Consider the following 23,697-nt stretch of genomic DNA (forward strand, 5'->3'; position numbering starts at 1 on the left):
CGCCGATGGTAGTGTGGAGCTTCTCCATGTGAGAGTAGGTCATCGTCAAGATTCAAACCCAGAACCCCTGATCGCACTGCGATCGGGGGTTTTGCTTTGCGCGAAAGAAAAACCTTTTCTGTTTTCTATGCACCGTTGGTTCGCATGGCTATTATGCGTGCCTCTTTACCTGGTGATACGTTCATGCTGACGCTGCTAAGACTTCTTGCTGATGGTAGCTTCCACTCCGGACAGGTTTTAGGTGATGTACTGGGCGTCAGCCGCAGTGCTGTCTGGAAGCAGTTGCAGCAGATGGAGGCAGAGTTGGGGATTGAAGTTCATAAGGTGCGTGGACGCGGATACAAGCTCGCAAGCCCTCTTTCGCTCCATGACACTCAGGCAATCACCGATATGGGTCTCCCGGCAGGCTGGTCGGTGAAGGTTCTGGAAAGTGTCGACTCCACCAATGCTGAAGCTGCACGCTTGATCTCAACGGATACGGCACTCCCTGCCCTGGTTTTGGCTGAGCGCCAGACGGCGGGTAGAGGGCGTCGCGGCAGGAAGTGGGTCAGTCCTTTCGGTGAAAATCTTTATTTCAGCTTGCTGCTTCGTGTCGATGGCGGTATGCGCCAGCTTGAAGGCTTGAGTCTGCTGGTGGGGCTTGCTGTGGTTGAGGTTCTTCGAGACGTCGGGGTTACGGGCGCGGGGCTGAAGTGGCCCAATGACGTCCTTGTCGGGCGTCAAAAGCTTGCAGGTGTACTGCTTGAGTTAATGGGTGATCCGGCGGATGTCTGTCATGTAGTGATTGGTATTGGCGTCAACGTCAATATGCAGATGGCAACAGAGGTGGATCAGTCCTGGACGTCCGTACGCCTGGAGACGGGGCAGGCTTGTGATCGTAATCAATTGGCTGCGCGACTTGCGCAGACCCTGCAGGCGTATCTGATTCGGCACCAGCAACAGGGTTTTTCGGCCTTTCAGTCTGATTGGGAGAACAATCATCTGTGGCAGGGTTGTGAGGTGTTGTTGTTGAGCGGGTCTGAAAAGATAGAAGGACGCGTCTTGGGTATTGATGCACTTGGCGCTTTACGTCTGGAAGTGAATGGTGTGGAAAAAAGCTTTAACGGCGGAGAGCTCAGCCTGAGGTTGCGTGATGATACTTGAACTCGACTGTGGCAATAGCTTTATCAAGTGGCGTGTCACTGAGAAGGGGGAGGACTCAATCAAGGCGGGTGGCGTGGTGGGCTCTGATGAGGCCTTGCTGGAGCAATTGGCTCAGCTGCCTGATCTGGAGTTGAATCACTGCCGGCTTGTCAGCGTGCGTACCTGTGAAGAGACCGAGAAGCTGGTTGCCGATCTGCGACAGGCTTTTTCATTGTCTGCAGTTTGCGCTGTGCCTGCCCGAGAATTGGCGGGTGTCATCAACGGCTATGAGGATCATGAGCGTCTTGGGCTCGATCGCTGGCTGGCCTTGGTGGGTGGATACCATCTGGTTCGCAAGGCGTGCCTGGTGATTGATCTTGGAACGGCGGTGACCTCTGACTTCGTCGATGCCGATGGCCGGCACCTGGGCGGTTTCATCTGTCCGGGTATGCCACTCATGCGCAATCAGTTGCGCACTCATACTCGCCGTATTCGTTATGACACAGATACCGCAGCGCGTGCATTGACGGGTTTCCAGCCTGGACGGTCGACGGCCGAGGCTGTCGAGCGTGGTTGCTCCTGGATGCTGCGCGGGTTTGTTCAGACACAATTGGAGCTTGCCCGGGATCAGTGGGCAGATGACTTTGTCGTGTTCGTGACCGGTGGTGATGCAGCTCTGGTCGAAGATGTTATTCCCGGTGCTCGGGTTGTGCCCGATCTGGTTTTCATCGGCCTGGCATTGGCTTGTCCTCTGCGCTGAGGTTTATATGCGTTGGTTATTTCTTCTGTTGTTGATGCTTAATGTTTTCTACTTTGTATGGCATCAGCAGGAAGCGCCCTTGCGGGCCAAGGAAGTTCTGCCGTTATCCCTGGCGCGACCCGCACAGCAGGATATTCGCTTGCTCAGTGAGTCCGAGATGATGGCTGGGCGAGAAGAAAAGACAGAGTGCCTGTACCTGGGTGGTTTTTCGCGACCGGAAGATGCCAGAGCTGTCGAGCAGCGTTTGAACAGCCTGGATATACATTCGCGATTCCAGGCGCGGCAATCAGGCGGTGGCACCATCTATTGGCTGGCTGTAACGCCGGAAAGTCGCCGTTTGGTGGGGGAGGGGTTGCTTGCGCAGTTGGCTCAAGACTTCCCTCAGTTAAAAAACAGAATAATGTCGTGCGAAGGGGTTGCAGGCACTGAGTAGTTTGCATAGAATGGCGCCCGCTCCACAGTGAGACGCAAGTCTCTAAAGTGAAGCAAAGCTGGTCAACGCATGTAACCTCAAGATTTTATTGAGAAAATGGTTGACAAGAGGTTGGCAAGAGTTGAAAATGCCGGCCACATCAGGAGGGGTTCCCGAGCGGCCAAAGGGATCAGACTGTAAATCTGACGTCTACGACTTCGAAGGTTCGAATCCTTCTCCCTCCACCAGATTTAGCGAAAGTTGCAAGCTTTGCGGGTGTAGTTTAGTGGTAGAACCTCAGCCTTCCAAGCTGATGATGCGGGTTCGATTCCCGCCACCCGCTCCAAGATTGCAGGTTGTGCAAAGTGTTTCGCTCTTGTAGCTCAGTTGGTAGAGCACACCCTTGGTAAGGGTGAGGTCAGCGGTTCAAATCCGCTCAAGAGCTCCAATATCAGAGGCAGATATGCAAATATCTGCCTTTGTTTTAAGCGATCGGTCTCTCCTGTGAGTCGTCGCTTAAGCCTCTATTCGGGGTGTTGTGATGCCGGTGGTGTCATTGCTGCGAATAAGGTGTTGTAAAAATCTTGTCGGGTCAGCATAATGGTCGGCCTGATTTTGCTTTTAGGTCAGTAGCTCAATTGGCAGAGCGACGGTCTCCAAAACCGTAGGTTGGGGGTTCGATTCCCTCCTGACCTGCCAGATTCCTTCGATATCTGGCTTTCTTTTCACAGGGTCCCCGTAGATGAATCCCAAGGCTGAAGCATCAGACTCTCGCTTTGACTTGCTGAAGTGGCTCCTGGTAGTCGTTCTGGTCGTCGTGGGTGTTGTCGGTAATCAATATTACTCGGCGCAACCTATCCTGTATCGCGTTCTCGTTCTCCTTGTTATCGCTGCTGTCGCTGCGTTTGTCGCGCTGCAGACCGGCAAGGGCAAGGCTTTCTTTACGCTTGCTAAAGAAGCCCGTACAGAGATTCGTAAAGTCGTATGGCCTACGCGTCAGGAAACCGGCCAGACCACGCTGATTGTCGTGGCTGTGGTTCTTGTTATGGCGCTGCTGTTGTGGGGGCTTGATTCCCTGCTCGGTTGGCTTGTTTCCTTGATAGTTGGCTAAGGGTGTCCCGTGGCTAAGCGTTGGTACGTAGTGCATGCTTACTCGGGTTACGAGAAGCATGTCATGCGCTCGCTGATCGAGCGTGTGAAACTGGCAGGCATGGAAGAAGGCTTCGGCGAAATTCTGGTCCCCACTGAAGAAGTGGTAGAGATGCGCAATGGCCAGAAGCGCAAAAGCGAGCGTAAATTCTTCCCAGGATACGTGCTTGTACAGATGGAAATGAACGAGGGTACCTGGCACTTGGTCAAGGATACTCCTCGTGTAATGGGCTTCATTGGTGGCACGGCTGACAAGCCTGCACCGATTACCGACAAGGAAGCTGAAGCTATCCTGCGTCGCGTTGCCGATGGTAGCGACAAGCCGAAGCCGAAGACTCTGTTCGAGCCGGGTGAGGTTGTTCGCGTCACCGACGGCCCGTTTGCTGATTTCAACGGCACTGTCGAAGAAGTCAACTACGAGAAGAGTCGTATTCAGGTGGCTGTGCTGATTTTCGGTCGCGCTACGCCAGTAGAGCTTGAGTTTAGTCAGGTCGAAAAGGTCTGATCAAACCGCGATCCTACACCCCGCAGCCCAAGGCTGTGGGGTTTTTGCGTCACTAGGATATATGCGTAACACACCGGGGAGCCTTAACTGGCGCTTGAACCCGTAACTGGAGTGCCTCATGGCCAAGAAGATATCTGCATACATCAAGCTGCAAGTGAAAGCCGCTCAGGCTAACCCAAGCCCACCTGTTGGTCCTGCTCTGGGTCAGCACGGCGTGAACATCATGGAATTCTGCAAGGCCTTCAACGCCCGTACTCAGGGTCTTGAGCCAGGTCTGCCGACTCCAGTGATCATCACTGTCTATAGCGACCGTAGCTTCACCTTTGAAACCAAAAGCACCCCTGCTTCGGTTCTGCTGAAGAAAGCCGCAGGCCTGACCAGCGGTTCTGCCCGTCCTAACACCGTTAAGGTCGGCACCGTTACCCGTGCTCAGCTCGAAGAAATCGCAAAGACCAAAAGTGCGGATCTGACAGCTGCTGACCTCGATGCTGCCGTGCGCACCATCGCAGGTTCTGCTCGTAGCATGGGCCTTAACGTGGAGGGTGTGTAATGGCTAAGCTGACCAAGCGTCAAAAGGCAATCGCCGGCAAGATTGAAGCTGGCAAGTCCTACAATTTCGTCGATGCAGCTGGCCTGCTGGTCGAACTGTCGACTGTCAAGTTCAACGAGTCTTTCGACGTTGCCGTTAACCTGGGCGTCGATCCTCGTAAATCCGACCAGGTCGTACGTAGCGCTACCGTGCTGCCGCACGGCACTGGCAAGACCGTTCGCGTTGCTGTGTTCACCCAGGGTCCAGCTGCTGAAGCTGCTCTGGCTGCCGGCGCTGATCGCGTTGGTATGGACGACCTGGCTGCCGAAATGAAAGCCGGCGACCTGAACTATGACGTGGTTATCGCATCCCCGGATGCCATGCGCGTTGTAGGTCAGTTGGGTCAGATCCTCGGTCCTCGTGGCCTGATGCCTAACCCGAAGGTTGGTACTGTCAGCCCGGACGTTGCCAACGCTGTTCGTAACGCCAAGGCTGGTCAGGTTCGCTACCGCACCGACAAAAACGGCATCATCCACACCTCCGTTGGCAAGGTCGGTTTCGACGCCGTCAAGCTGAAGGAAAACGTTGAAGCCCTGATCGCTGACCTGAAGCGTATCAAGCCTGCTTCCTCGAAAGGTATCTACGTCAAGCGCGTTACCCTGAGCACCACTATGGGCCCAGGTCTGGTCATCGATCAGAGCTCGCTCGACGCGTAAGACAAAAATGGCACGGTATGCCGTGCCATTGACATATTGGGGTCCCTGCCTGGCGGGGGCTGTCCAAGACCGTAGGCGGCGCAAGCCTTAAACCGAAAGCCTACGCAGATGGTGCTCCCGGTTCCTTACCGAATCAGACACCAAAACGACATCCGGCCCCGGTTGGATGAAACGGTAACAAGCAGGAGTTAAACCCGTGGCAATTAAACTCGAAGACAAGAAGGCCATCGTCGCTGAAGTCAACGAGGCTGCCAAAGTCGCTCTGTCCGCTGTCGTGGCTGATGCCCGTGGTGTGACAGTAGGCGCGATGACCGGACTCCGTAAAGAGGCTCGTGAAGCTGGCGTTTACGTACGTGTAGTACGTAACACCCTGCTCAAGCGCGCTGTTGCTGACACTGAATACAGTGTCCTCAGCGATGCGTTCACCGGCCCGACCTTGATCGCGTTCTCCAATGAACACCCGGGCGCTGCTGCCCGTCTGTTCAAAGAGTTCGCCAAAGGTCAGGACAAGTTCGAGATCAAGGCAGCTGCGTTCGAGGGCAAGTTCCTCGCAGCTAACCAGATCGACGTGCTGGCAACCTTGCCGACTCGTGACGAAGCCATTGCACAGCTGATGAGCGTGATCCAAGGCGCTACCAGCAAGCTGGCTCGTACTCTGGCGGCTATTCGCGATCAGAAGGAAGCGGCTGCAGCCTAAGGCTCGGTAGCTCTTTTCGCGTATTTTTGTTTATTTCGATGGCCGCAGAGGCCGTCCCCCAATTCAGGAAATTGAGTCATGTCCATCTCTCAAGAAGATATCCTTAACGCCGTTGCCGAAATGTCGGTTCTGCAAGTCGTTGAGCTGATCAAAGCTTTCGAAGAAAAATTCGGCGTTACTGCTGCTGCCGCTTCCGCTGCTGGTCCAGCTGCCGCTGCTGCCGTTGTTGAAGAGCAAACCGAGTTCAACGTAAACCTGGTTGAAGCTGGCGAGAAGAAAGTCAACGTCATCAAGGCTGTACGTGAACTGACCGGTCTGGGCCTGAAAGAAGCCAAGGCTGTTGTCGACGGCGCTCCAAGCACCGTGCTGGAAGGCGTTGCCAAAGACGCAGCAGAAAAAGCCAAGGCTGCTCTGGAAGAAGCAGGCGCCAAAGTCGAGCTGAAATAAGCATCGACCTTGAGCGTCCAGCCCAAGCGTTAAGCAGAAGGCTGATGGCTGGTGGCTTTTGCCACCGGCCTTTTTTCCGTTATAGACGACTGGCCGGGCCATCGCTGTAGCGCGCAGGTACCACCTATTACGGTGGCGCAAACCAAGGGGTTTGCAAGATTTTCTGGCTGCTTCCGTCGGGGGGGAGCCAAACAAGCAGGTGACCAAGCTGGGGAACGCTGATGGCTTACTCATATACTGAGAAAAAACGTATCCGCAAGGACTTTAGCAAGTTGCCGGACGTAATGGATGTGCCGTATCTCCTGGCCATCCAGCTGGATTCTTATCGTGAATTCCTGCAAGCAGGAGCGACCAAAGATCAGTTCCGCGACGTCGGTCTTCACGCAGCCTTCAAATCCGTTTTCCCGATCATCAGCTACTCCGGCAATGCTGCGCTGGAGTATGTAGGTTATCGCTTGGGCGAACCGGCATTTGATGTCAAAGAGTGCGTGTTGCGTGGTGTGACTTACGCTGTACCTCTGCGGGTCAAGGTCCGTCTGATCATTTTCGACAAAGAGTCGTCGAACAAAGCGATCAAGGACATCAAAGAGCAAGAAGTCTACATGGGTGAAATCCCCCTGATGACTGAAAACGGTACCTTCGTCATCAACGGTACCGAGCGCGTTATCGTATCCCAGCTGCACCGTTCGCCTGGTGTGTTCTTCGACCACGACCGTGGCAAGACTCACAGCTCCGGCAAGCTGCTCTACTCCGCGCGCATCATTCCGTACCGTGGCTCCTGGCTGGACTTCGAGTTCGATCCAAAGGACTGCGTATTCGTCCGTATCGACCGTCGTCGCAAGCTGCCGGCGTCCGTATTGCTGCGCGCGCTCGGTTATACCACCGAGCAAGTACTCGATACGTTCTACACCACCAACGTTTTCCATGTCCGTGATCAGGGCCTGAGCCTTGAGCTGGTGCCACAACGCCTGCGTGGCGAAGTTGCTGCCCTGGACATTCAGGACGAAAACGGCAAGGTTATTGTCGAGCAGGGTCGCCGTATCACTGCCCGTCACATCAACCAGCTGGAAAAAGCCGGTATCAAAGAGCTGGAAGTACCTCTGGACTACGTCCTGGGTCGTACTACCGCCAAGGTCATCGTGCATCCGGCTACCGGCGAAATCATCGCCGAGTGCAACACTGAACTGACCACCGACCTGCTGGTGAAAATCGCCAAGGCCCAGGTTGTACGCATCGAAACGTTGTACACCAACGACATCGACTGCGGTCCGTTCGTCTCCGACACGCTGAAGATCGATTCCACCAGCAATCAACTCGAAGCGCTGGTCGAGATCTACCGCATGATGCGTCCTGGCGAGCCGCCAACCAAGGATGCTGCCGAGACCCTGTTCAACAACCTGTTCTTCAGCGCCGAGCGTTACGACCTGTCGGCCGTTGGCCGCATGAAGTTCAACCGTCGTATCGGTCGCACCGAGATCGAAGGTTCGGGCGTGCTGTGCAAGGAAGATATCGTTGCCGTCCTCAAGACGCTGGTCGATATCCGTAACGGCAAAGGCATCGTCGACGACATCGACCACTTGGGTAACCGTCGCGTACGTTGCGTAGGCGAGATGGCCGAGAACCAGTTCCGGGTCGGTCTAGTGCGTGTCGAGCGTGCGGTCAAAGAACGTCTGTCGATGGCCGAAAGCGAAGGCCTGATGCCGCAGGACCTGATCAACGCCAAGCCGGTTGCGGCGGCGGTGAAAGAGTTCTTCGGTTCCAGCCAGCTTTCCCAGTTCATGGACCAGAACAACCCGCTGTCCGAGATCACTCACAAACGTCGCGTTTCGGCCCTCGGCCCTGGCGGTCTGACCCGTGAGCGCGCAGGCTTCGAAGTTCGTGACGTGCACCCGACCCACTACGGTCGCGTTTGCCCGATCGAGACCCCTGAAGGTCCGAACATCGGTCTGATCAACTCGCTGGCCGCTTACGCCCGCACCAACCAGTACGGCTTCCTCGAGAGCCCGTACCGTGTGGTGAAGGACGCTCTGGTCACCGACGAGATCGTGTTCCTGTCGGCCATCGAAGAAGCGGATCACGTCATCGCCCAGGCTTCTGCGGCAATGAACGACGAGAAGATCCTGATCGACGAGCTGGTTGCTGTTCGTCACTTGAACGAATTCACCGTCAAGGCGCCTGCCGACGTAACCCTGATGGACGTTTCGCCCAAGCAGGTAGTTTCGGTCGCAGCCTCGCTGATTCCGTTCCTCGAGCACGACGACGCCAACCGCGCGTTGATGGGTTCGAACATGCAGCGTCAAGCCGTTCCTACACTGCGCGCCGACAAGCCGCTGGTGGGTACCGGTATGGAGCGTAACGTGGCTCGCGACTCCGGCGTTTGCGTCGTGGCTCGTCGTGGCGGCGTGATCGACTCTGTTGATGCCAGCCGTATCGTTGTTCGTGTTGCAGACGACGAAGTCGAAACCGGTGAGGCAGGTGTAGATATCTACAACCTGACCAAATACACCCGTTCGAACCAGAACACCTGCATCAACCAGCGTCCGCTGGTAAGCCGTGGCGACGTTGTCAAACGTCACGACATCATGGCCGATGGTCCGTCCACCGATATGGGTGAACTGGCTCTGGGTCAGAACATGCGCATCGCGTTCATGGCATGGAACGGCTTCAACTTCGAAGACTCCATCTGCCTGTCCGAGCGTGTCGTTCAAGAAGACCGCTTCACCACGATCCACATCCAGGAACTGACCTGTGTGGCGCGTGATACCAAGCTGGGGCCAGAGGAAATCACCGCAGACATCCCGAACGTGGGTGAAGCTGCGCTGAACAAACTGGACGAAGCCGGTATCGTTTACGTAGGTGCCGAAGTCGGCGCCGGCGACATTCTGGTCGGCAAGGTCACTCCGAAAGGCGAGACCCAACTGACACCAGAAGAAAAACTGCTGCGTGCGATCTTCGGTGAGAAGGCCAGCGACGTTAAGGACACTTCCCTGCGCGTGCCAACCGGCACCAAGGGTACGGTCATCGACGTCCAGGTCTTCACCCGCGATGGCGTTGAGCGTGACGCGCGCGCCCTGTCGATCGAGAAGTCTCAGCTCGACGAGATCCGTAAGGACCTCAACGAAGAGTTCCGTATCGTTGAAGGTGCAACCTTCGAGCGTCTGCGTGCAGCGCTGGTTGGCCGTACCGTCGAAGGCGGTGCTGGTCTGCGCAAAGGTCAGGACATCACCGACGAAATCCTCAACGGTCTTGAGCACGGTCAGTGGTTCAAACTGCGCATGACCGAAGACGCGCTGAACGAGCAGCTGGAAAAGGCCCAGGCCTATATCGTTGATCGTCGCCGTCTGCTGGATGACAAGTTCGAAGACAAGAAGCGCAAACTGCAGCAAGGCGATGACCTGGCTCCAGGCGTGCTGAAAATCGTCAAGGTCTACCTGGCTATCCGTCGTCGTATCCAGCCAGGCGACAAGATGGCCGGTCGTCACGGTAACAAAGGTGTGGTCTCGGTGATCATGCCGGTCGAAGACATGCCGCACGATGCCAACGGTACGCCGGTCGACATCGTACTGAACCCGTTGGGCGTACCTTCGCGTATGAACGTCGGTCAGATCCTTGAAACCCACCTGGGCCTCGCGGCCAAAGGTCTGGGCGAGAAGATCAACCGCATGCTCGAAGAGCAGCGCAAGGTTATCGAACTGCGCAAGTTCCTGACCGAGATCTACAACGAGATCGGCGGTCGTCAGGAAAGCCTGGACGAATTCACCGACCAGGAAATCCTGGATCTGGCGAAGAACCTGCGCAACGGCGTGCCGATGGCCACTCCGGTGTTCGACGGTGCCAAAGAAAGCGAAATCAAGGCGATGCTCAAGCTGGCAGACATGCCGGAAAGCGGCCAGATGCAACTGTTCGATGGCCGCACCGGCAACAAGTTTGAGCGCCATGTAACCGTTGGCTACATGTACATGCTGAAGCTGAACCACTTGGTGGACGACAAGATGCACGCGCGTTCCACTGGTTCCTACAGCCTGGTTACCCAGCAGCCGCTGGGTGGTAAGGCGCAGTTCGGTGGTCAGCGTTTCGGGGAGATGGAAGTGTGGGCACTGGAAGCATACGGTGCCGCGTACACTCTGCAAGAAATGCTCACAGTCAAGTCGGACGATGTGAACGGTCGTACCAAGATGTACAAAAACATCGTGGACGGCGATCACCGTATGGAGCCGGGCATGCCCGAGTCCTTCAACGTGTTGATCAAAGAGATTCGTTCCCTCGGTATCGATATCGATCTGGAAACCGAATAACACGTGACGCGAATGGGAGCAGGGCTGTAATGCCTGCTCCTTGCTCCGCCAGGAGGAAAGGCCTTGAAAGACCTACTGAATTTGCTGAAAAACCAGGGTCAAGTCGAAGAGTTCGACGCCATCCGTATCGGATTGGCATCGCCTGAGATGATCCGTTCGTGGTCGTTCGGTGAAGTTAAAAAGCCGGAAACCATCAACTACCGTACGTTCAAGCCTGAGCGTGACGGCTTGTTCTGCGCCAAGATCTTTGGCCCGGTCAAGGATTACGAGTGCCTGTGCGGCAAGTACAAGCGCCTCAAGCATCGCGGTGTGATCTGCGAGAAGTGCGGCGTTGAAGTTGCCCTGGCCAAGGTCCGTCGTGAGCGCATGGCTCACATCGAACTGGCTTCGCCGGTTGCTCACATCTGGTTCCTGAAATCGCTGCCGTCGCGTATCGGCTTGCTGATGGACATGACCCTGCGTGATATCGAGCGCGTACTCTATTTCGAGAGCTACGTCGTCATCGACCCAGGCATGACCACCCTTGAAAAAGGTCAGCTGCTGAACGACGAGCAGTACTTCGAAGCCCTCGAAGAGTTCGGTGACGACTTCGATGCCCGCATGGGTGCCGAGGCTGTCCGCGAACTGCTGCACGCTATCGATCTGGAGCACGAGATTGGCCGTCTGCGCGAAGAAATTCCGCAAACCAACTCGGAAACCAAGATCAAGAAGCTGTCCAAGCGTCTGAAACTGATGGAAGCCTTCCAGGGCTCCGGCAACCTGCCTGAGTGGATGGTGTTGACCGTTCTGCCGGTTCTGCCGCCAGACCTGCGTCCACTGGTTCCACTGGACGGCGGCCGTTTCGCGACTTCCGATCTGAACGATCTGTATCGTCGCGTCATCAACCGTAACAACCGTCTGAAGCGTCTGCTGGATCTGTCTGCCCCTGACATCATCGTGCGCAACGAAAAGCGCATGCTGCAGGAAGCGGTCGATGCCCTGCTCGACAACGGTCGTCGCGGTCGCGCCATCACCGGTTCCAACAAGCGTCCTCTGAAATCCCTGGCTGACATGATCAAGGGTAAGCAAGGTCGTTTCCGTCAGAACTTGCTCGGTAAGCGCGTTGACTACTCCGGTCGTTCGGTAATTACCGTAGGCCCGACCCTGCGCCTGCACCAGTGCGGTCTTCCGAAGAAGATGGCTCTGGAGCTGTTCAAGCCGTTCATCTTCGGCAAGCTGGAAATGCGTGGCCTGGCCACGACCATCAAGGCTGCCAAGAAGATGGTCGAGCGCGAGCTGCCTGAGGTGTGGGACGTTCTCGCCGAAGTGATTCGCGAACACCCCGTGCTGCTCAACCGTGCACCGACCCTTCACCGTCTGGGTATCCAGGCGTTCGAACCGGTTCTGATCGAAGGTAAGGCTATCCAGCTGCACCCGCTGGTCTGTGCGGCCTACAACGCCGACTTCGACGGCGACCAGATGGCCGTTCACGTACCGCTGACGCTGGAAGCCCAGCTCGAAGCCCGTGCGCTGATGATGTCGACCAACAACATCCTGTCGCCTGCGAGCGGTGAGCCGATCATCGTTCCTTCCCAGGACGTTGTATTGGGTCTGTACTACATGACGCGTGAAGCGATCAACGCCAAGGGCGAAGGTCGTGTGTTCGCGGACCTGCAGGAAGTCGACCGCGTATTCCGCGCCGGCGAAGCCGCGCTGCACGCCAAGGTCAAGGTCCGTATCAACGAGACCGTCAACGATCGTGACGGTGGCAGCGTCAAGAACACCCGTATCGTCGATACCACTATCGGCCGTGCGCTGCTGTTCCAGGTTGTTCCGCCAGGCCTGTCCTACGACGTCGTCAACCAGCCGATGAAGAAGAAGGCGATCTCCAAGCTGATCAACCAATGCTACCGCGTGGTTGGTTTGAAAGAGACCGTGATCTTCGCTGACCAGTTGATGTACACAGGTTTCGCGTACTCGACCATTTCGGGTGTTTCCATCGGTGTTAACGACTTCGTTATCCCTGATGAAAAAGCACGCATCATCGATGCGGCCACCGACGAAGTGAAAGAGATCGAAAGCCAGTACGCTTCCGGCCTGGTCACCCAGGGCGAGAAGTACAACAAGGTTATCGACTTGTGGTCCAAGGCGAACGATGAGGTCTCCAAGGCCATGATGTCGAACCTCTCGAAAGAGAAGGTCATCGACCGTCACGGCGTTGAAGTGGACCAGGAATCGTTCAACTCGATGTACATGATGGCCGACTCCGGCGCCCGGGGTTCCGCGGCCCAGATTCGTCAGCTGGCCGGTATGCGTGGTCTGATGGCCAAGCCGGACGGTTCCATCATTGAAACGCCGATCACCGCGAACTTCCGCGAAGGTCTGAGCGTTCTGCAGTACTTCATCTCGACGCACGGTGCTCGTAAGGGTCTTGCGGATACCGCCTTGAAGACTGCGAACTCCGGTTACCTGACGCGTCGTCTGGTAGACGTGGCGCAAGACCTGGTTGTGACCGAAGTCGACTGCGGTACCGAGCACGGTCTGCTGATGACTCCGCACATCGAAGGCGGCGACGTGGTCGAGCCGTTGGGTGAGCGCGTACTGGGTCGTGTCATCGCCCGTGACGTGTTCAAGCCTGGCACCGAAGACGTTATCGTTCCGGCCGGTACGCTGGTCGACGAGAAGTGGGTCGAGTTCATCGAACTCAACAGCATCGACGAAGTGATCGTTCGTTCGCCGATCAGCTGTGAAACCCGTTTCGGTATCTGCTCGAGCTGCTACGGTCGCGACCTGGCTCGCGGTCACCAGGTCAACATCGGTGAAGCGGTCGGCGTTATCGCTGCCCAGTCCATCGGTGAGCCGGGTACCCAGCTGACCATGCGTACGTTCCACATCGGTGGTGCGGCAAGCCGTACTTCTGCTGCCGACAGCGTTCAGGTCAAGAATGGCGGTACCGTTCGTCTGCATAACCTGAAGCACGTTGAGCGTGTCGATGGTCACCTGGTTGCGGTTTCCCGTTCCGGTGAGCTGGCTATCGCCGACGACTTCGGTCGTGAGCGCGAGCGCTACAAGCTGCCATACGGTGCCGTGATTTCGGTGAAGGAAGGCGACAAGGTCGACGCTGGCTCCATCGTGGCCAAGTGGGACCCGCACACCCACCCGATCGTTACCGAAATGAAAGGTACCGTGACCTACGTGGGCATGGAAGAAGGCATCACCATCAAGCGTCAGACCGACGAATTGACGGGTATGACCAACATCGAAGTACTCGATGCCAAGGATCGTCCGGCAGCCGGCAAGGACATTCGTCCTGCGGTCAAGATGGTCGGCCTCGATGGCAAGGATCTGCTGCTGCCAGGTACTGACGTACCGGCCCAGTACTTCCTGCCGGCGAATGCCCTGGTCAACGTCGCTGACGGTGCCCAGATCGCGATCGGTGACGTTATCGCGCGTATCCCGCAAGAAACGTCGAAGACCCGTGACATCACCGGTGGTCTGCCGCGCGTAGCCGACCTGTTCGAAGCCCGTCGCCCGAAAGAAGCGTCGATTCTGGCAGAAGTCAGCGGCACCATTGCCTTCGGCAAGGAAACCAAGGGCAAGCGTCGCCTGGTGATTACACCTGTCGATGGCAGCGAGCCGTACGAAGAGCTGATTCCGAAATGGCGTCACCTGAACGTCTTCGAAGGCGAACAGGTAAACCGTGGCGAAGTAATCTCCGACGGTCCGAGCGATCCGCACGACATCCTGCGTCTGCTGGGTGTAAGCGCGCTGGCCAAGTACATCGTCAACGAGATTCAGGACGTTTACCGTCTGCAAGGCGTGAAGATCAACGACAAGCACATCGAGACCATTCTGCGTCAGATGCTGCGTAAGGTTGAGCTGAGCGAAGTCGGCGATTCCAGCTTCATCAAAGGCGACCAGGTCGAGCTCACGCACGTACTGGTTGAAAACGAGCGTCTGTCGAGCGAAGACAAATTCGTCGCCAAATACGCCCGTGTGTTGCTGGGTATCACCAAGGCATCGCTGTCGACCGAGTCGTTCATTTCCGCGGCCTCCTTCCAGGAGACAACCCGCGTACTGACCGAAGCGGCGGTAACCGGCAAGCGCGACTACCTGCGCGGCCTGAAAGAAAACGTCGTCGTGGGTCGTCTGATCCCGGCCGGTACAGGTCTGGCTTACCACAGCGAGCGCAAGCGTCGCCGTGAAATCGACAAGCCTCAGCGCGTAAGCGCGAGCGAAGTCGAAGCCGCTCTGACCGAGGCGTTGAACTCCAGCGGTAACTGAAGATAAGGCCCCGATCTTTTTCAGTGATTTCCGGCGAACAATTGTTTGCCGGCAATCGCAGGAAGAGGTCGGGGCTTTGCCTTGACTGAGAGCTCGATCCTCTTTAGACTCTTGTACCCCTAAATTTGGCAGGGCTTGAAGCTCTGTCATTTGCTTTCTTGTCGACAATAGCGTCGCAAGACAACAGTGGAGCTAGTAGATGGCAACTATCAACCAGCTGGTACGTCAGCCGCGCAAGCGTATCGTCGAGAAATCCGACGTTCCTGCGCTGCAGAACTGCCCGCAACGTCGTGGCGTGTGCACTCGCGTGTACACCACCACGCCGAAAAAACCTAACTCGGCACTGCGTAAAGTATGCCGCGTGCGTCTGACCAACGGTTTCGAGGTTTCCTCGTACATCGGCGGTGAAGGCCACAACCTGCAAGAGCACAGCGTGGTCCTGATCCGCGGCGGTCGTGTAAAAGACTTGCCAGGTGTTCGTTACCACACCGTTCGCGGTTCCCTGGATACTTCCGGCGTCAAAGGTCGTAACCAAGGCCGTTCGAAATACGGTACTAAAAAACCTAAGGCCTAAGTGCTTTCGGTTTTTGATTGATTTTGCAGAATTTCATTTTTTTGAGTCGATAAGAGTAAGGTCGGACGCATTCATCGAATGCCTGTTCCGAGCTAACCTGAAGACCGTTTGAGGGCTTATCCATGCCGAGAAGACGCGTAGCAGCCAAGCGCGAAGTGCTTGACGATCCAAAATACGGAAGCCAGATCCTGGCCAAGTTCATGAACCACGTGATGGAAAGCGGCAAGAAAGCCGTTGCCGAGCGTATCGTTTATGGCGCCCTGGACAAGGTTAAAGAGCGCAAGAACAGCGACCCCCTGGAAATCTTCGAGAAAGCTCTCGACGCCATCGCTCCGCTGGTCGAAGTGAAGTCGCGCCGTGTTGGCGGTGCGACCTACCAGGTTCCTGTTGAAGTGCGTCCGTCTCGCCGTAACGCGCTGGCAATGCGCTGGCTGGTAGACTTCGCCCGTAAGCGTGGCGAGAAGTCTATGGCTCTGCGTTTGGCTGGCGAACTGCTGGACGCTGCCGAAGGCAAGGGTGCTGCAGTGAAGAAGCGTGAAGACGTTCACCGTATGGCCGAAGCCAACAAGGCTTTCTCGCACTACCGCTTCTAATCGCCGCATCAACATTTTTGCGAGGGCTTTATGGCTCGTACTACACCGATCAACCGCTACCGTAACATTGGTATCGTCGCTCACGTGGATGCTGGTAAAACCACCACCACCGAGCGCGTCCTTTTTTACACTGGCAAAAGCCACAAGATGGGCGAGGTGCATGACGGCGCCGCGACCACAGACTGGATGGTGCAGGAGCAGGAGCGTGGTATTACCATTACTTCTGCTGCTATTACCGCCTTCTGGCAGGGTTCTCAGAAGCAGCACAAAGACCAATACCGCTTCAACGTCATTGACACCCCGGGCCACGTTGACTTCACCATTGAAGTTGAACGTTCCCTGCGTGTACTCGACGGCGCGGTCGTTGTGTTCTGTGGTACTTCGGGTGTTGAGCCTCAGTCTGAAACCGTATGGCGTCAAGCCAACAAGTACGGCGTTCCACGTATTGTTTACGTGAACAAGATGGACCGTGCCGGCGCCAACTTCCTGCGCGTAATTGCGCAGATCAAGCAGCGTCTGGGTCACACTCCGGTGCCGATCCAGCTGGCTATCGGTGCTGAAGACAACTTCCAGGGTCAGATCGACCTGATGTCCATGGAAGCGGTCTACTGGAACGATTCCGACAAAGGCATGACTCCACGTCGCGAGCCTATCCCTGCCGAGCTGCAGGAACTGGCTGACGAGTGGCGCAGCAACATGGTTGAGGCTGCGGCCGAAGCCAACGAAGAGCTGATGAACAAGTACCTCGAAGGTGAAGAACTCACCAACGAGGAAATCAAGGCCGCTCTGCGTCAGCGTACTATCGCTGGTGAGATCGTTCTGGCTGTTTGCGGTTCTTCCTTCAAGAACAAGGGCGTTCCCCTGGTTCTCGACGCCGTTATCGACTACCTGCCGGCTCCAACCGACATTCCTGCCATCAAGGGTACTGACCCGGATGACGAGGAAATTCAAATGGAGCGTCATGCAGACGACAACGAGCCGTTCTCGGCTCTGGCGTTCAAGATCGCTACCGACCCATTCGTGGGTACTCTGACCTTCGTCCGCGTTTACTCGGGCGTGTTGGCATCCGGCGACGGTGTGATCAACTCGGTCAAGGGCAAGAAAGAGCGCGTGGGCCGTATGGTGCAAATGCACGCAAACGCCCGTGAAGAGATCAAAGAAGTTCGCGCTGGTGACATCGCGGCTCTGATCGGCATGAAGGACGTCACCACTGGCGAAACCTTGTGCAACTCTGACAAGCCAATCATCTTGGTTCGCATGGACTTCCCGGAGCCGGTTATTTCGGTTGCCGTTGAGCCAAAAACCAAGGATGACCAGGAAAAAATGGGTATCGCACTGGGCAAGCTTGCTCAGGAAGACCCTTCTTTCCGCGTCAAGACTGATGAAGAGACTGGTCAAACGATCATCTCTGGCATGGGCGAATTGCACCTGGACATCCTGGTTGACCGGATGCGCCGCGAGTTCAACGTCGAAGCCAACATCGGTAAGCCTCAGGTTTCCTATCGTGAGCGCATCACGAAGAACTGTGAAATCGAAGGCAAGTTCGTTCGTCAGTCCGGCGGTCGTGGTCAGTTCGGCCATTGCTGGATCCGTTTTGCTCCTGCTGACGAAGGTCAGGAAGGTCTGCAATTCGTGAACGAAGTCGTGGGTGGTGTGGTTCCTAAGGAATACATCCCGGCTATCCAGAAGGGTATCGAAGAGCAGATGAAGAACGGCGTCGTTGCCGGCTATCCGCTGATCGGCCTGAAGGCTACTGTGTTCGATGGTTCCTACCACGACGTCGACTCGAACGAGATGGCGTTTAAGGTGGCTGCTTCCATGGCGACCAAGCAACTGGCCCAGAAGGGCGGTGGTGAGTTGCTTGAGCCGATCATGGCGGTAGAGGTTGTTACGCCTGAAGACTATATGGGTGACGTGATGGGCGACCTTAACCGTCGTCGCGGCATGATCCTGGGTATGGAAGATACGGTGTCCGGCAAGGTTATTCGTGCCGAGGTTCCGTTGGGTGAAATGTTCGGTTATGCGACCGACGTTCGTTCCATGTCCCAAGGTCGCGCAAGCTACTCTATGGAATTCAAAAAATACAATACAGCTCCGTCGCACATCGTCGAAACTGTAACCAAAAAACAAGGCTGATTGGCTGAGTTAATCCCCTTTAGGCTAGCTAGGAGTTCACTGTCGTGGCTAAAGAAAAATTTCAACGTAACAAACCGCACGTCAACGTTGGCACCATCGGTCACGTCGACCACGGTAAAACCACTCTGACTGCTGCTCTGACTCGCGTTTGCTCCGAAGTTTTCGGTTCGGCAAAAGTTGACTTCGACAAGATCGACAGCGCACCAGAAGAAAAAGCTCGTGGTATCACCATCAACACTGCGCACGTTGAGTACGATTCGTCCGTACGTCACTACGCGCACGTTGACTGCCCAGGTCACGCCGACTACGTCAAAAACATGATCACCGGTGCTGCCCAGATGGACGGCGCGATCCTGGTTTGCTCGGCTGCCGACGGCCCGATGCCACAAACCCGTGAGCACATCCTGCTGTCCCGTCAGGTTGGCGTTCCGTACATCGTTGTCTTCCTGAACAAGGCTGACATGGTTGACGACGCTGAGCTGCTGGAACTGGTCGAGATGGAAGTCCGTGACCTGCTGAGCACTTACGAGTTCCCAGGTGATGACACTCCAATCATCATCGGTTCGGCTCTGATGGCTCTGAACGGCCAAGACGACAACGAAATGGGCACCACTGCTGTCAAGAAGCTGGTTGAGACTCTGGACGTTTACATCCCAGAGCCTGAGCGCGCTATCGACAAGCCGTTCCTGATGCCTATCGAAGACGTGTTCTCGATCTCGGGTCGCGGTACCGTTGTTACCGGTCGTGTTGAGCGTGGCATCATCAAGATCCAGGAAGAAGTAGAAATCGTGGGTCTGCGTGACACCACCAAAACTACTTGCACTGGCGTCGAGATGTTCCGCAAGCTGCTGGACGAAGGTCGTGCCGGTGAGAACTGCGGCGTTCTGCTGCGTGGCACCAAGCGTGACGACGTTGAGCGTGGTCAGGTTCTGGTCAAGCCAGGCACCGTCAAGCCGCACACTCAGTTCGAAGCTGAAATCTACGTTCTGAGCAAAGAAGAAGGTGGTCGTCACACTCCATTCTTCAAAGGCTACCGTCCTCAGTTCTACTTCCGTACTACCGACGTAACTGGTAGCTGCGAACTGCCGGAAGGCGTAGAGATGGTAATGCCAGGTGATAACGTGAAAGTTTCCGTTACCCTGATCAAGCCAATCGCTATGGAAGATGGTCTGCGTTTCGCCATTCGTGAAGGCGGTCGTACCGTCGGCGCCGGCGTCGTGGCCAAAATCATCGCCTAAGCGTTGATTTGAAGAAGAAGCCCCCGCCTTGCGGGGGCTTTTTTATTTGGTTGACACTACTAAAGGGCATCTATAGAATTGCGCCTCCTTTAATCGGGCCTATTGCGCTCGGTGGGAATAGCAATCGGAGTCTGGAATCCAATGCAAAATCAACAAATCCGTATCAGGTTGAAGGCTTTTGACCATCGCCTGATCGACCAATCGACCCAGGAAATCGTGGAAACCGCGAAACGTACTGGTGCACAGGTGCGTGGTCCTATTCCACTGCCTACCCGTAAGGAGCGGTTCACCGTTCTGGTTTCCCCGCACGTCAACAAAGACGCGCGCGACCAGTACGAAATCCGCACTCACAAGCGCGTTCTGGACATCGTCCAGCCAACGGATAAAACCGTTGACGCTCTTATGAAGCTTGATCTTGCGGCCGGTGTGGAAGTACAGATCAGCCTCGGCTAAGACTCGGGTCTTAGTCGTGTAACGCTCTGAAATGGGCGGCCATAGCGGGTGAAAGCCCCGTACACTCATGAGGTTTATAACATGACTATTGGTGTAGTCGGGCGTAAGTGTGGGATGACCCGCATTTTCACCGAAGAAGGTGTCTCCATTCCGGTCACGGTCATTGAGATCGAGCCGAATCGCGTCACTCAGTTCAAAACCGAAGAAACCGATGGCTATCGTGCAGTGCAAGTCACTGTCGGCGAGCGTCGCGCTTCGCGTGTGACCGCAGCTCAGGCGGGTCACTTCGCCAAGGCTAACGTTGCTGCAGGTCGTACCGTCCTGGAATTCCGTCTTGAAGAAGGCGAATACAAGGCTGGCGATCTGATCAATGCCGAAATCTTTGCCGCAGGCCAACTGGTAGACGTTACCGGTCAGTCGAAGGGTAAAGGCTTCGCGGGTACTATCAAGCGCTGGAATTTCCGCGGCCAAGATAACACCCACGGTAACTCGGTTTCCCACCGTGTCCCGGGCTCTATCGGCCAGTGCCAGACTCCTGGTCGTGTATTCAAGGGCAAAAAAATGTCCGGTCATATGGGCGCTGAGCGCGTGACCGTGCAGTCCCTCGAAGTAGTGCGCGTGGACGCTGAACGCAACCTGCTGCTGGTCAAGGGTGCCGTTCCTGGCGCTACTGGCGGCAATCTGGTTGTACGTCCAGCAGCCAAGGCTCGCGGTTAAGGGGAAGCTGACATGCAATTAAACGTAAATGACGCTCAGGCAATCGAAGTTTCCGAACTGACATTTGGCGGCGAATTCAACGAGACGCTGGTGCACCAGGCAGTCGTGGCCTACATGGCTGGCGGTCGTCAGGGCAGCAAGCAGCAAAAGACCCGTTCCGACGTATCCGGTGGCGGTAAGCGCCCTTGGCGTCAGAAAGGTACTGGCCGTGCTCGTGCCGGTACTATCCGCAGCCCAATCTGGCGCGGCGGCGGCACCACTTTCGCAGCGCGTCCTCAGGATCACTCGCAAAAGCTCAACAAGAAGATGTATCGCGCAGCACTGCGCTCCATCCTCGCCGAGCTGGTACGTACTGATCGCCTGGTTGTGGTTCAGGACTTCGCTGTTGAAGCGCCGAAAACCAAAGACCTGCTGGGCAAGCTGAACGACATGGGTCTGACCGATGTTCTGATCGTGTCCGATGCCGTTGACCAGAATCTGTACCTGGCTGCTCGTAACCTGCCGCACGTCGATGTACGTGACGTACAGGGTTCCGATCCGGTCAGTCTGATCGCATACGACAAGGTTCTGATTACCGTGTCGGCCGTGAAGAAATTCGAGGAGCTGCTGGGATGAACCAGGAACGCGTATTTAAAGTTCTGCTTGGCCCGCATGTATCCGAGAAGGCCACAGTTCTGGCTGACAAGAAAGGTCAGTTCGTATTCAAGGTGGCGACCGACGCAACCAAGCTTGAAATCAAGAAGGCTGTCGAAGCGCTGTTCAGCGTGAAGGTAGAGCGCGTCACTACCCTGAATGTTCTGGGTAAGACTAAGCGCACTGCTCGCGGTCTGGGCAAGCGTAATGACTGGAAGAAGGCAGTAATCTCCCTTCAGCCAGGCCAAGATCTCGATTTCAGCAGCAGTGCTGAGTAAGGAAGGGGTGCATCATGGCAATCGTTAAATGCAAACCGACTTCCCCTGGCCGCCGTTTTGTGGTCAAGGTGGTCAACAAGGAGCTGCATAAAGGCGCTCCTCACGCACCGCTGCTCGAGAAAAAATCGAAGTCTGGTGGTCGTAACAACAATGGTCGTATCACTACTCGTCACATCGGTGGTGGTCACAAGCAGCATTACCGTCTGGTCGACTTCCGTCGCAACGACAAGGATGGCATCGCTGCCATCGTTGAGCGTATCGAATACGATCCAAACCGTACTGCTCACATTGCCCTGCTGCGTTATGCAGACGGCGAGCGTCGTTACATCATCGCCCCTAAAGGCGTGAGTGCCGGCGACCAGCTGATCTCGGGTGCCCTGGCTCCAATCAAGCCTGGTAACACTCTGCAGCTTCGCAGTATCCCGGTAGGTAGCACCATTCACGCTATCGAGCTCAAGCCTGGTAAAGGCGCTCAGATCGCACGTTCCGCTGGTGCTTCGGCTCAGCTGGTCGCTCGTGAAGGTGTCTACGTGACTCTGCGTCTTCGCTCCGGCGAAATGCGTAAAGTACTGGCTGAATGCCGTGCAACGCTGGGTGAAGTCTCGAACTCCGAGCACAGCCTGCGTTCGCTGGGTAAAGCTGGTGCCAAACGCTGGCGTGGCGTTCGCCCAACCGTTCGTGGTGTTGCCATGAACCCGGTTGACCACCCACATGGTGGTGGTGAAGGTCGTACCTCCGGTGGTCGTCATCCGGTATCGCCATGGGGCTTCCCAACCAAGGGTGCGAAGACTCGTGGTAATAAGCGTACCGACAAAATGATCGTCCGTCGTCGCAAGTAAATAGAGGGATACGACAGTGCCACGTTCTCTGAAAAAAGGTCCTTTTATTGATCTTCACCTACTGAAGAAGATCGAAGTGGCGGCGGAGAAGAACGATCGCAAACCAGTTAAAACCTGGTCTCGTCGTTCGATCATCCTGCCACAAATGGTCGGTCTGACCATCGCAGTACACAACGGTCGCCAACACGTGCCAGTTCTGGTAAGTGAAGATATGGTCGGCCATAAACTGGGCGAGTTTGCCGGTACCCGTACTTATCGCGGGCACGTGGCAGACAAGAAAGCCAAGCGTTAAGGGGTAAGGAACGATGGAAGTAGCCGCTAAGTTGTCGGGCGCTCGAATCTCCGCCCAGAAAGCCCGCTTGGTCGCCGACCAGATTCGCGGGAAGAAGGTGGGCGAGGCGCTCAACCTGTTGGCTTTCAGCAGCAAAAAAGCCGCTGAGATCCTGAAGAAATTGCTGGAGTCGGCCGTAGCCAACGCCGAGCATAACGAAGGCGCAGACGTTGATGACCTGAAGGTCTCCACCGTTTTCGTCAACGAAGGGCGTTCGCTGAAGCGCATCATGCCACGTGCCAAAGGCCGTGCTGATCGCATCGTCAAGCGGTCTTGCCATATCACTGTCAAGGTTGCTGACAAGTAACGGAGTCGAAGAGATGGGTCAGAAAGTACATCCCATTGGCATTCGCCTGGGAATCGTCAAGGAGCACACCTCCGTCTGGTACGCAGACGGCCGCACTTATGCAGACTACCTGTTGGCAGACCTGCAAGTGCGTGAGTATCTCCAAGACAAACTAAAAAGCGCGTCCGTAAGCCGTATCGATATCCATCGTCCGGCTCAGACAGCACGCATCACCATCCACACCGCTCGTCCCGGCATCGTGATCGGCAAGAAGGGTGAGGATGTTGAAAAACTGCGTCAGGACCTGACCAAGCAAATGGGTGTGCCTGTGCACATCAATATCGAAGAGATCCGCAAGCCGGAACTCGACGGTATGCTGGTTGCCCAGAGCGTTGCTCAGCAGCTGGAGCGTCGTGTGATGTTCCGTCGCGCCATGAAGCGCGCCGTACAGAACGCCATCCGCATTGGTGCCAAAGGCATCAAGATCCAGGTGAGCGGTCGTCTCGGCGGTGCTGAAATCGCACGTACTGAATGGTATCGCGAAGGGCGTGTGCCACTGCACACCCTGCGTGCCGACATCGACTATGCCACTTACGAAGCTCACACCACTTACGGTGTGATCGGTGTAAAGGTTTGGATCTTCAAAGGCGAAGTAATTGGTGGTCGCCAGGAAGAGCTGAAACCTCAAGCACCAGCGCCTCGTAAAAAAGCTGCCAAGTAAGGG

23 protein-coding genes and 4 tRNA genes are annotated in these 23,697 nt (G+C 56.0%); all 27 read left to right on the forward strand.

Features of this window, described 5'->3' with window-relative positions; translation table 11 throughout:
• Positions 1–183: 183 nt before the first annotated feature.
• The 27 genes from birA to rpsC all read left to right on the forward strand — a co-directional run bounded on the left by birA (position 184) and on the right by rpsC (position 23,694).
• The gene (birA, locus tag ACYAS9_RS15280; RefSeq protein ID WP_463569230.1) at positions 184–1,143 is read left to right on the forward strand and encodes a bifunctional biotin--[acetyl-CoA-carboxylase] ligase/biotin operon repressor BirA; all 960 of its coding nucleotides are present in this window, start codon (positions 184–186) and stop codon (positions 1,141–1,143) included.
• Positions 1,133–1,882 (forward strand): pantothenate kinase, encoded by a 750-nt coding sequence (locus tag ACYAS9_RS15285; protein ID WP_463569149.1) that lies wholly within the window; start codon positions 1,133–1,135, stop codon positions 1,880–1,882. Before birA ends, ACYAS9_RS15285 begins: the two co-directional genes overlap by 11 nt.
• A gap of 7 nt (positions 1,883–1,889) precedes the next feature.
• Positions 1,890–2,315 carry an SPOR domain-containing protein gene (locus ACYAS9_RS15290; RefSeq protein ID WP_463569150.1) on the forward strand — a complete coding sequence of 142 codons (426 nt, stop codon included), beginning with the start codon at positions 1,890–1,892 and terminating at the stop codon, positions 2,313–2,315.
• Between the two features lie 142 nt (positions 2,316–2,457).
• A tRNA-Tyr gene (locus ACYAS9_RS15295) sits at positions 2,458–2,542 on the forward strand.
• 24 nt (positions 2,543–2,566) lie between these two features.
• Positions 2,567–2,640: transfer RNA gene (locus tag ACYAS9_RS15300), tRNA-Gly, on the forward strand.
• 26 nt (positions 2,641–2,666) lie between these two features.
• Positions 2,667–2,742, forward strand: a tRNA-Thr gene (locus ACYAS9_RS15305).
• 175 nt (positions 2,743–2,917) lie between these two features.
• A tRNA-Trp gene (locus tag ACYAS9_RS15310) sits at positions 2,918–2,993 on the forward strand.
• Between the two features lie 43 nt (positions 2,994–3,036).
• A complete protein-coding gene (secE, locus tag ACYAS9_RS15315) occupies positions 3,037–3,405 on the forward strand; it encodes a preprotein translocase subunit SecE (protein ID WP_463569151.1) in 369 nt (122 codons plus the stop codon).
• A gap of 9 nt (positions 3,406–3,414) precedes the next feature.
• Complete coding sequence (gene nusG / locus ACYAS9_RS15320) at positions 3,415–3,948, forward strand: transcription termination/antitermination protein NusG (RefSeq protein ID WP_459748202.1); 534 nt, start codon at positions 3,415–3,417, stop codon at positions 3,946–3,948.
• Between the two features lie 118 nt (positions 3,949–4,066).
• Positions 4,067–4,498, forward strand: coding sequence for a 50S ribosomal protein L11 (gene rplK / locus ACYAS9_RS15325; RefSeq protein WP_459748201.1), 432 nt, complete (start codon positions 4,067–4,069; stop codon positions 4,496–4,498).
• Positions 4,498–5,193 carry a 50S ribosomal protein L1 gene (gene rplA, locus ACYAS9_RS15330; protein WP_463569152.1) on the forward strand — a complete coding sequence of 232 codons (696 nt, stop codon included), beginning with the start codon at positions 4,498–4,500 and terminating at the stop codon, positions 5,191–5,193. Before rplK ends, rplA begins: the two co-directional genes overlap by 1 nt.
• 196 nt (positions 5,194–5,389) lie before the next feature.
• Positions 5,390–5,890 (forward strand): 50S ribosomal protein L10, encoded by a 501-nt coding sequence (gene rplJ, locus ACYAS9_RS15335; protein WP_459748199.1) that lies wholly within the window; start codon positions 5,390–5,392, stop codon positions 5,888–5,890.
• A gap of 78 nt (positions 5,891–5,968) precedes the next feature.
• On the forward strand, positions 5,969–6,337 hold the full coding sequence (rplL, locus tag ACYAS9_RS15340) for a 50S ribosomal protein L7/L12 (protein ID WP_459748198.1): 369 nt from the start codon (positions 5,969–5,971) through the stop codon (positions 6,335–6,337).
• Between the two features lie 221 nt (positions 6,338–6,558).
• Positions 6,559–10,632, forward strand: a complete 4,074-nt coding sequence (gene rpoB / locus ACYAS9_RS15345) for a DNA-directed RNA polymerase subunit beta (RefSeq protein ID WP_463569153.1) — start codon at positions 6,559–6,561, stop codon at positions 10,630–10,632.
• Positions 10,633–10,695: 63 nt separating this feature from the next.
• The gene (gene rpoC, locus ACYAS9_RS15350; protein ID WP_463569154.1) at positions 10,696–14,895 is read left to right on the forward strand and encodes a DNA-directed RNA polymerase subunit beta'; all 4,200 of its coding nucleotides are present in this window, start codon (positions 10,696–10,698) and stop codon (positions 14,893–14,895) included.
• Between the two features lie 199 nt (positions 14,896–15,094).
• Entirely contained in the window at positions 15,095–15,469 is a 375-nt protein-coding gene (gene rpsL / locus ACYAS9_RS15355) for a 30S ribosomal protein S12 (RefSeq protein WP_056836288.1), read from the forward strand.
• Between the two features lie 122 nt (positions 15,470–15,591).
• The gene (rpsG, locus tag ACYAS9_RS15360) at positions 15,592–16,062 is read left to right on the forward strand and encodes a 30S ribosomal protein S7 (RefSeq protein ID WP_010490886.1); all 471 of its coding nucleotides are present in this window, start codon (positions 15,592–15,594) and stop codon (positions 16,060–16,062) included.
• Positions 16,063–16,092: 30 nt separating this feature from the next.
• Entirely contained in the window at positions 16,093–18,198 is a 2,106-nt protein-coding gene (fusA, locus tag ACYAS9_RS15365; RefSeq protein WP_463569155.1) for an elongation factor G, read from the forward strand.
• 44 nt (positions 18,199–18,242) lie between these two features.
• Positions 18,243–19,436: an elongation factor Tu gene (gene tuf, locus ACYAS9_RS15370; protein ID WP_459748194.1), complete on the forward strand. Its 1,194-nt coding sequence runs from the start codon at positions 18,243–18,245 to the stop codon at positions 19,434–19,436.
• A 141-nt stretch (positions 19,437–19,577) separates the two neighbouring features.
• Positions 19,578–19,889 (forward strand): 30S ribosomal protein S10, encoded by a 312-nt coding sequence (rpsJ, locus tag ACYAS9_RS15375; protein ID WP_003186070.1) that lies wholly within the window; start codon positions 19,578–19,580, stop codon positions 19,887–19,889.
• Positions 19,890–19,970: 81 nt separating this feature from the next.
• The gene (gene rplC, locus ACYAS9_RS15380; protein ID WP_045484141.1) at positions 19,971–20,606 is read left to right on the forward strand and encodes a 50S ribosomal protein L3; all 636 of its coding nucleotides are present in this window, start codon (positions 19,971–19,973) and stop codon (positions 20,604–20,606) included.
• Between the two features lie 12 nt (positions 20,607–20,618).
• A complete protein-coding gene (gene rplD, locus ACYAS9_RS15385) occupies positions 20,619–21,221 on the forward strand; it encodes a 50S ribosomal protein L4 (protein WP_463569156.1) in 603 nt (200 codons plus the stop codon).
• Positions 21,218–21,517, forward strand: coding sequence for a 50S ribosomal protein L23 (gene rplW / locus ACYAS9_RS15390; protein ID WP_056836280.1), 300 nt, complete (start codon positions 21,218–21,220; stop codon positions 21,515–21,517). The genes rplD and rplW overlap by 4 nt, the downstream gene beginning before the upstream one ends.
• Positions 21,518–21,531: 14 nt before the next feature.
• A complete protein-coding gene (rplB, locus tag ACYAS9_RS15395) occupies positions 21,532–22,356 on the forward strand; it encodes a 50S ribosomal protein L2 (RefSeq protein WP_459748193.1) in 825 nt (274 codons plus the stop codon).
• Between the two features lie 16 nt (positions 22,357–22,372).
• Positions 22,373–22,648, forward strand: a complete 276-nt coding sequence (rpsS, locus tag ACYAS9_RS15400; RefSeq protein WP_082481376.1) for a 30S ribosomal protein S19 — start codon at positions 22,373–22,375, stop codon at positions 22,646–22,648.
• A 13-nt stretch (positions 22,649–22,661) separates the two neighbouring features.
• On the forward strand, positions 22,662–22,994 hold the full coding sequence (gene rplV / locus ACYAS9_RS15405; protein WP_045484127.1) for a 50S ribosomal protein L22: 333 nt from the start codon (positions 22,662–22,664) through the stop codon (positions 22,992–22,994).
• A 13-nt stretch (positions 22,995–23,007) separates the two neighbouring features.
• Positions 23,008–23,694, forward strand: coding sequence for a 30S ribosomal protein S3 (gene rpsC, locus ACYAS9_RS15410; RefSeq protein ID WP_045484124.1), 687 nt, complete (start codon positions 23,008–23,010; stop codon positions 23,692–23,694).
• The last annotated feature ends 3 nt before the right edge of the window (positions 23,695–23,697 follow it).

This window comes from Pseudomonas sp. HP_08, assembly GCF_055284095.1.

Bases quoted from the DNA above. Each gene is read 5' to 3' on its own strand.
- birA (WP_463569230.1), top strand. From the start codon at position 184: ATGCTGACGCTGCTAAGACTTCTTGCTGATGGTAGCTTCCACTCCGGA.
- ACYAS9_RS15285 (WP_463569149.1), top strand. From the start codon at position 1,133: ATGATACTTGAACTCGACTGTGGCAATAGCTTTATCAAGTGGCGTGTC.
- ACYAS9_RS15290 (WP_463569150.1), top strand. From the start codon at position 1,890: ATGCGTTGGTTATTTCTTCTGTTGTTGATGCTTAATGTTTTCTACTTT.
- secE (WP_463569151.1), top strand. From the start codon at position 3,037: ATGAATCCCAAGGCTGAAGCATCAGACTCTCGCTTTGACTTGCTGAAG.
- rplK (WP_459748201.1), top strand. From the start codon at position 4,067: ATGGCCAAGAAGATATCTGCATACATCAAGCTGCAAGTGAAAGCCGCT.
- rplA (WP_463569152.1), top strand. From the start codon at position 4,498: ATGGCTAAGCTGACCAAGCGTCAAAAGGCAATCGCCGGCAAGATTGAA.
- rplL (WP_459748198.1), top strand. From the start codon at position 5,969: ATGTCCATCTCTCAAGAAGATATCCTTAACGCCGTTGCCGAAATGTCG.
- rpoB (WP_463569153.1), top strand. From the start codon at position 6,559: ATGGCTTACTCATATACTGAGAAAAAACGTATCCGCAAGGACTTTAGC.
- rpsL (WP_056836288.1), top strand. From the start codon at position 15,095: ATGGCAACTATCAACCAGCTGGTACGTCAGCCGCGCAAGCGTATCGTC.
- rpsG (WP_010490886.1), top strand. From the start codon at position 15,592: ATGCCGAGAAGACGCGTAGCAGCCAAGCGCGAAGTGCTTGACGATCCA.
- fusA (WP_463569155.1), top strand. From the start codon at position 16,093: ATGGCTCGTACTACACCGATCAACCGCTACCGTAACATTGGTATCGTC.
- rpsJ (WP_003186070.1), top strand. From the start codon at position 19,578: ATGCAAAATCAACAAATCCGTATCAGGTTGAAGGCTTTTGACCATCGC.
- rplC (WP_045484141.1), top strand. From the start codon at position 19,971: ATGACTATTGGTGTAGTCGGGCGTAAGTGTGGGATGACCCGCATTTTC.
- rplD (WP_463569156.1), top strand. From the start codon at position 20,619: ATGCAATTAAACGTAAATGACGCTCAGGCAATCGAAGTTTCCGAACTG.
- rplW (WP_056836280.1), top strand. From the start codon at position 21,218: ATGAACCAGGAACGCGTATTTAAAGTTCTGCTTGGCCCGCATGTATCC.
- rplB (WP_459748193.1), top strand. From the start codon at position 21,532: ATGGCAATCGTTAAATGCAAACCGACTTCCCCTGGCCGCCGTTTTGTG.
- rplV (WP_045484127.1), top strand. From the start codon at position 22,662: ATGGAAGTAGCCGCTAAGTTGTCGGGCGCTCGAATCTCCGCCCAGAAA.
- rpsC (WP_045484124.1), top strand. From the start codon at position 23,008: ATGGGTCAGAAAGTACATCCCATTGGCATTCGCCTGGGAATCGTCAAG.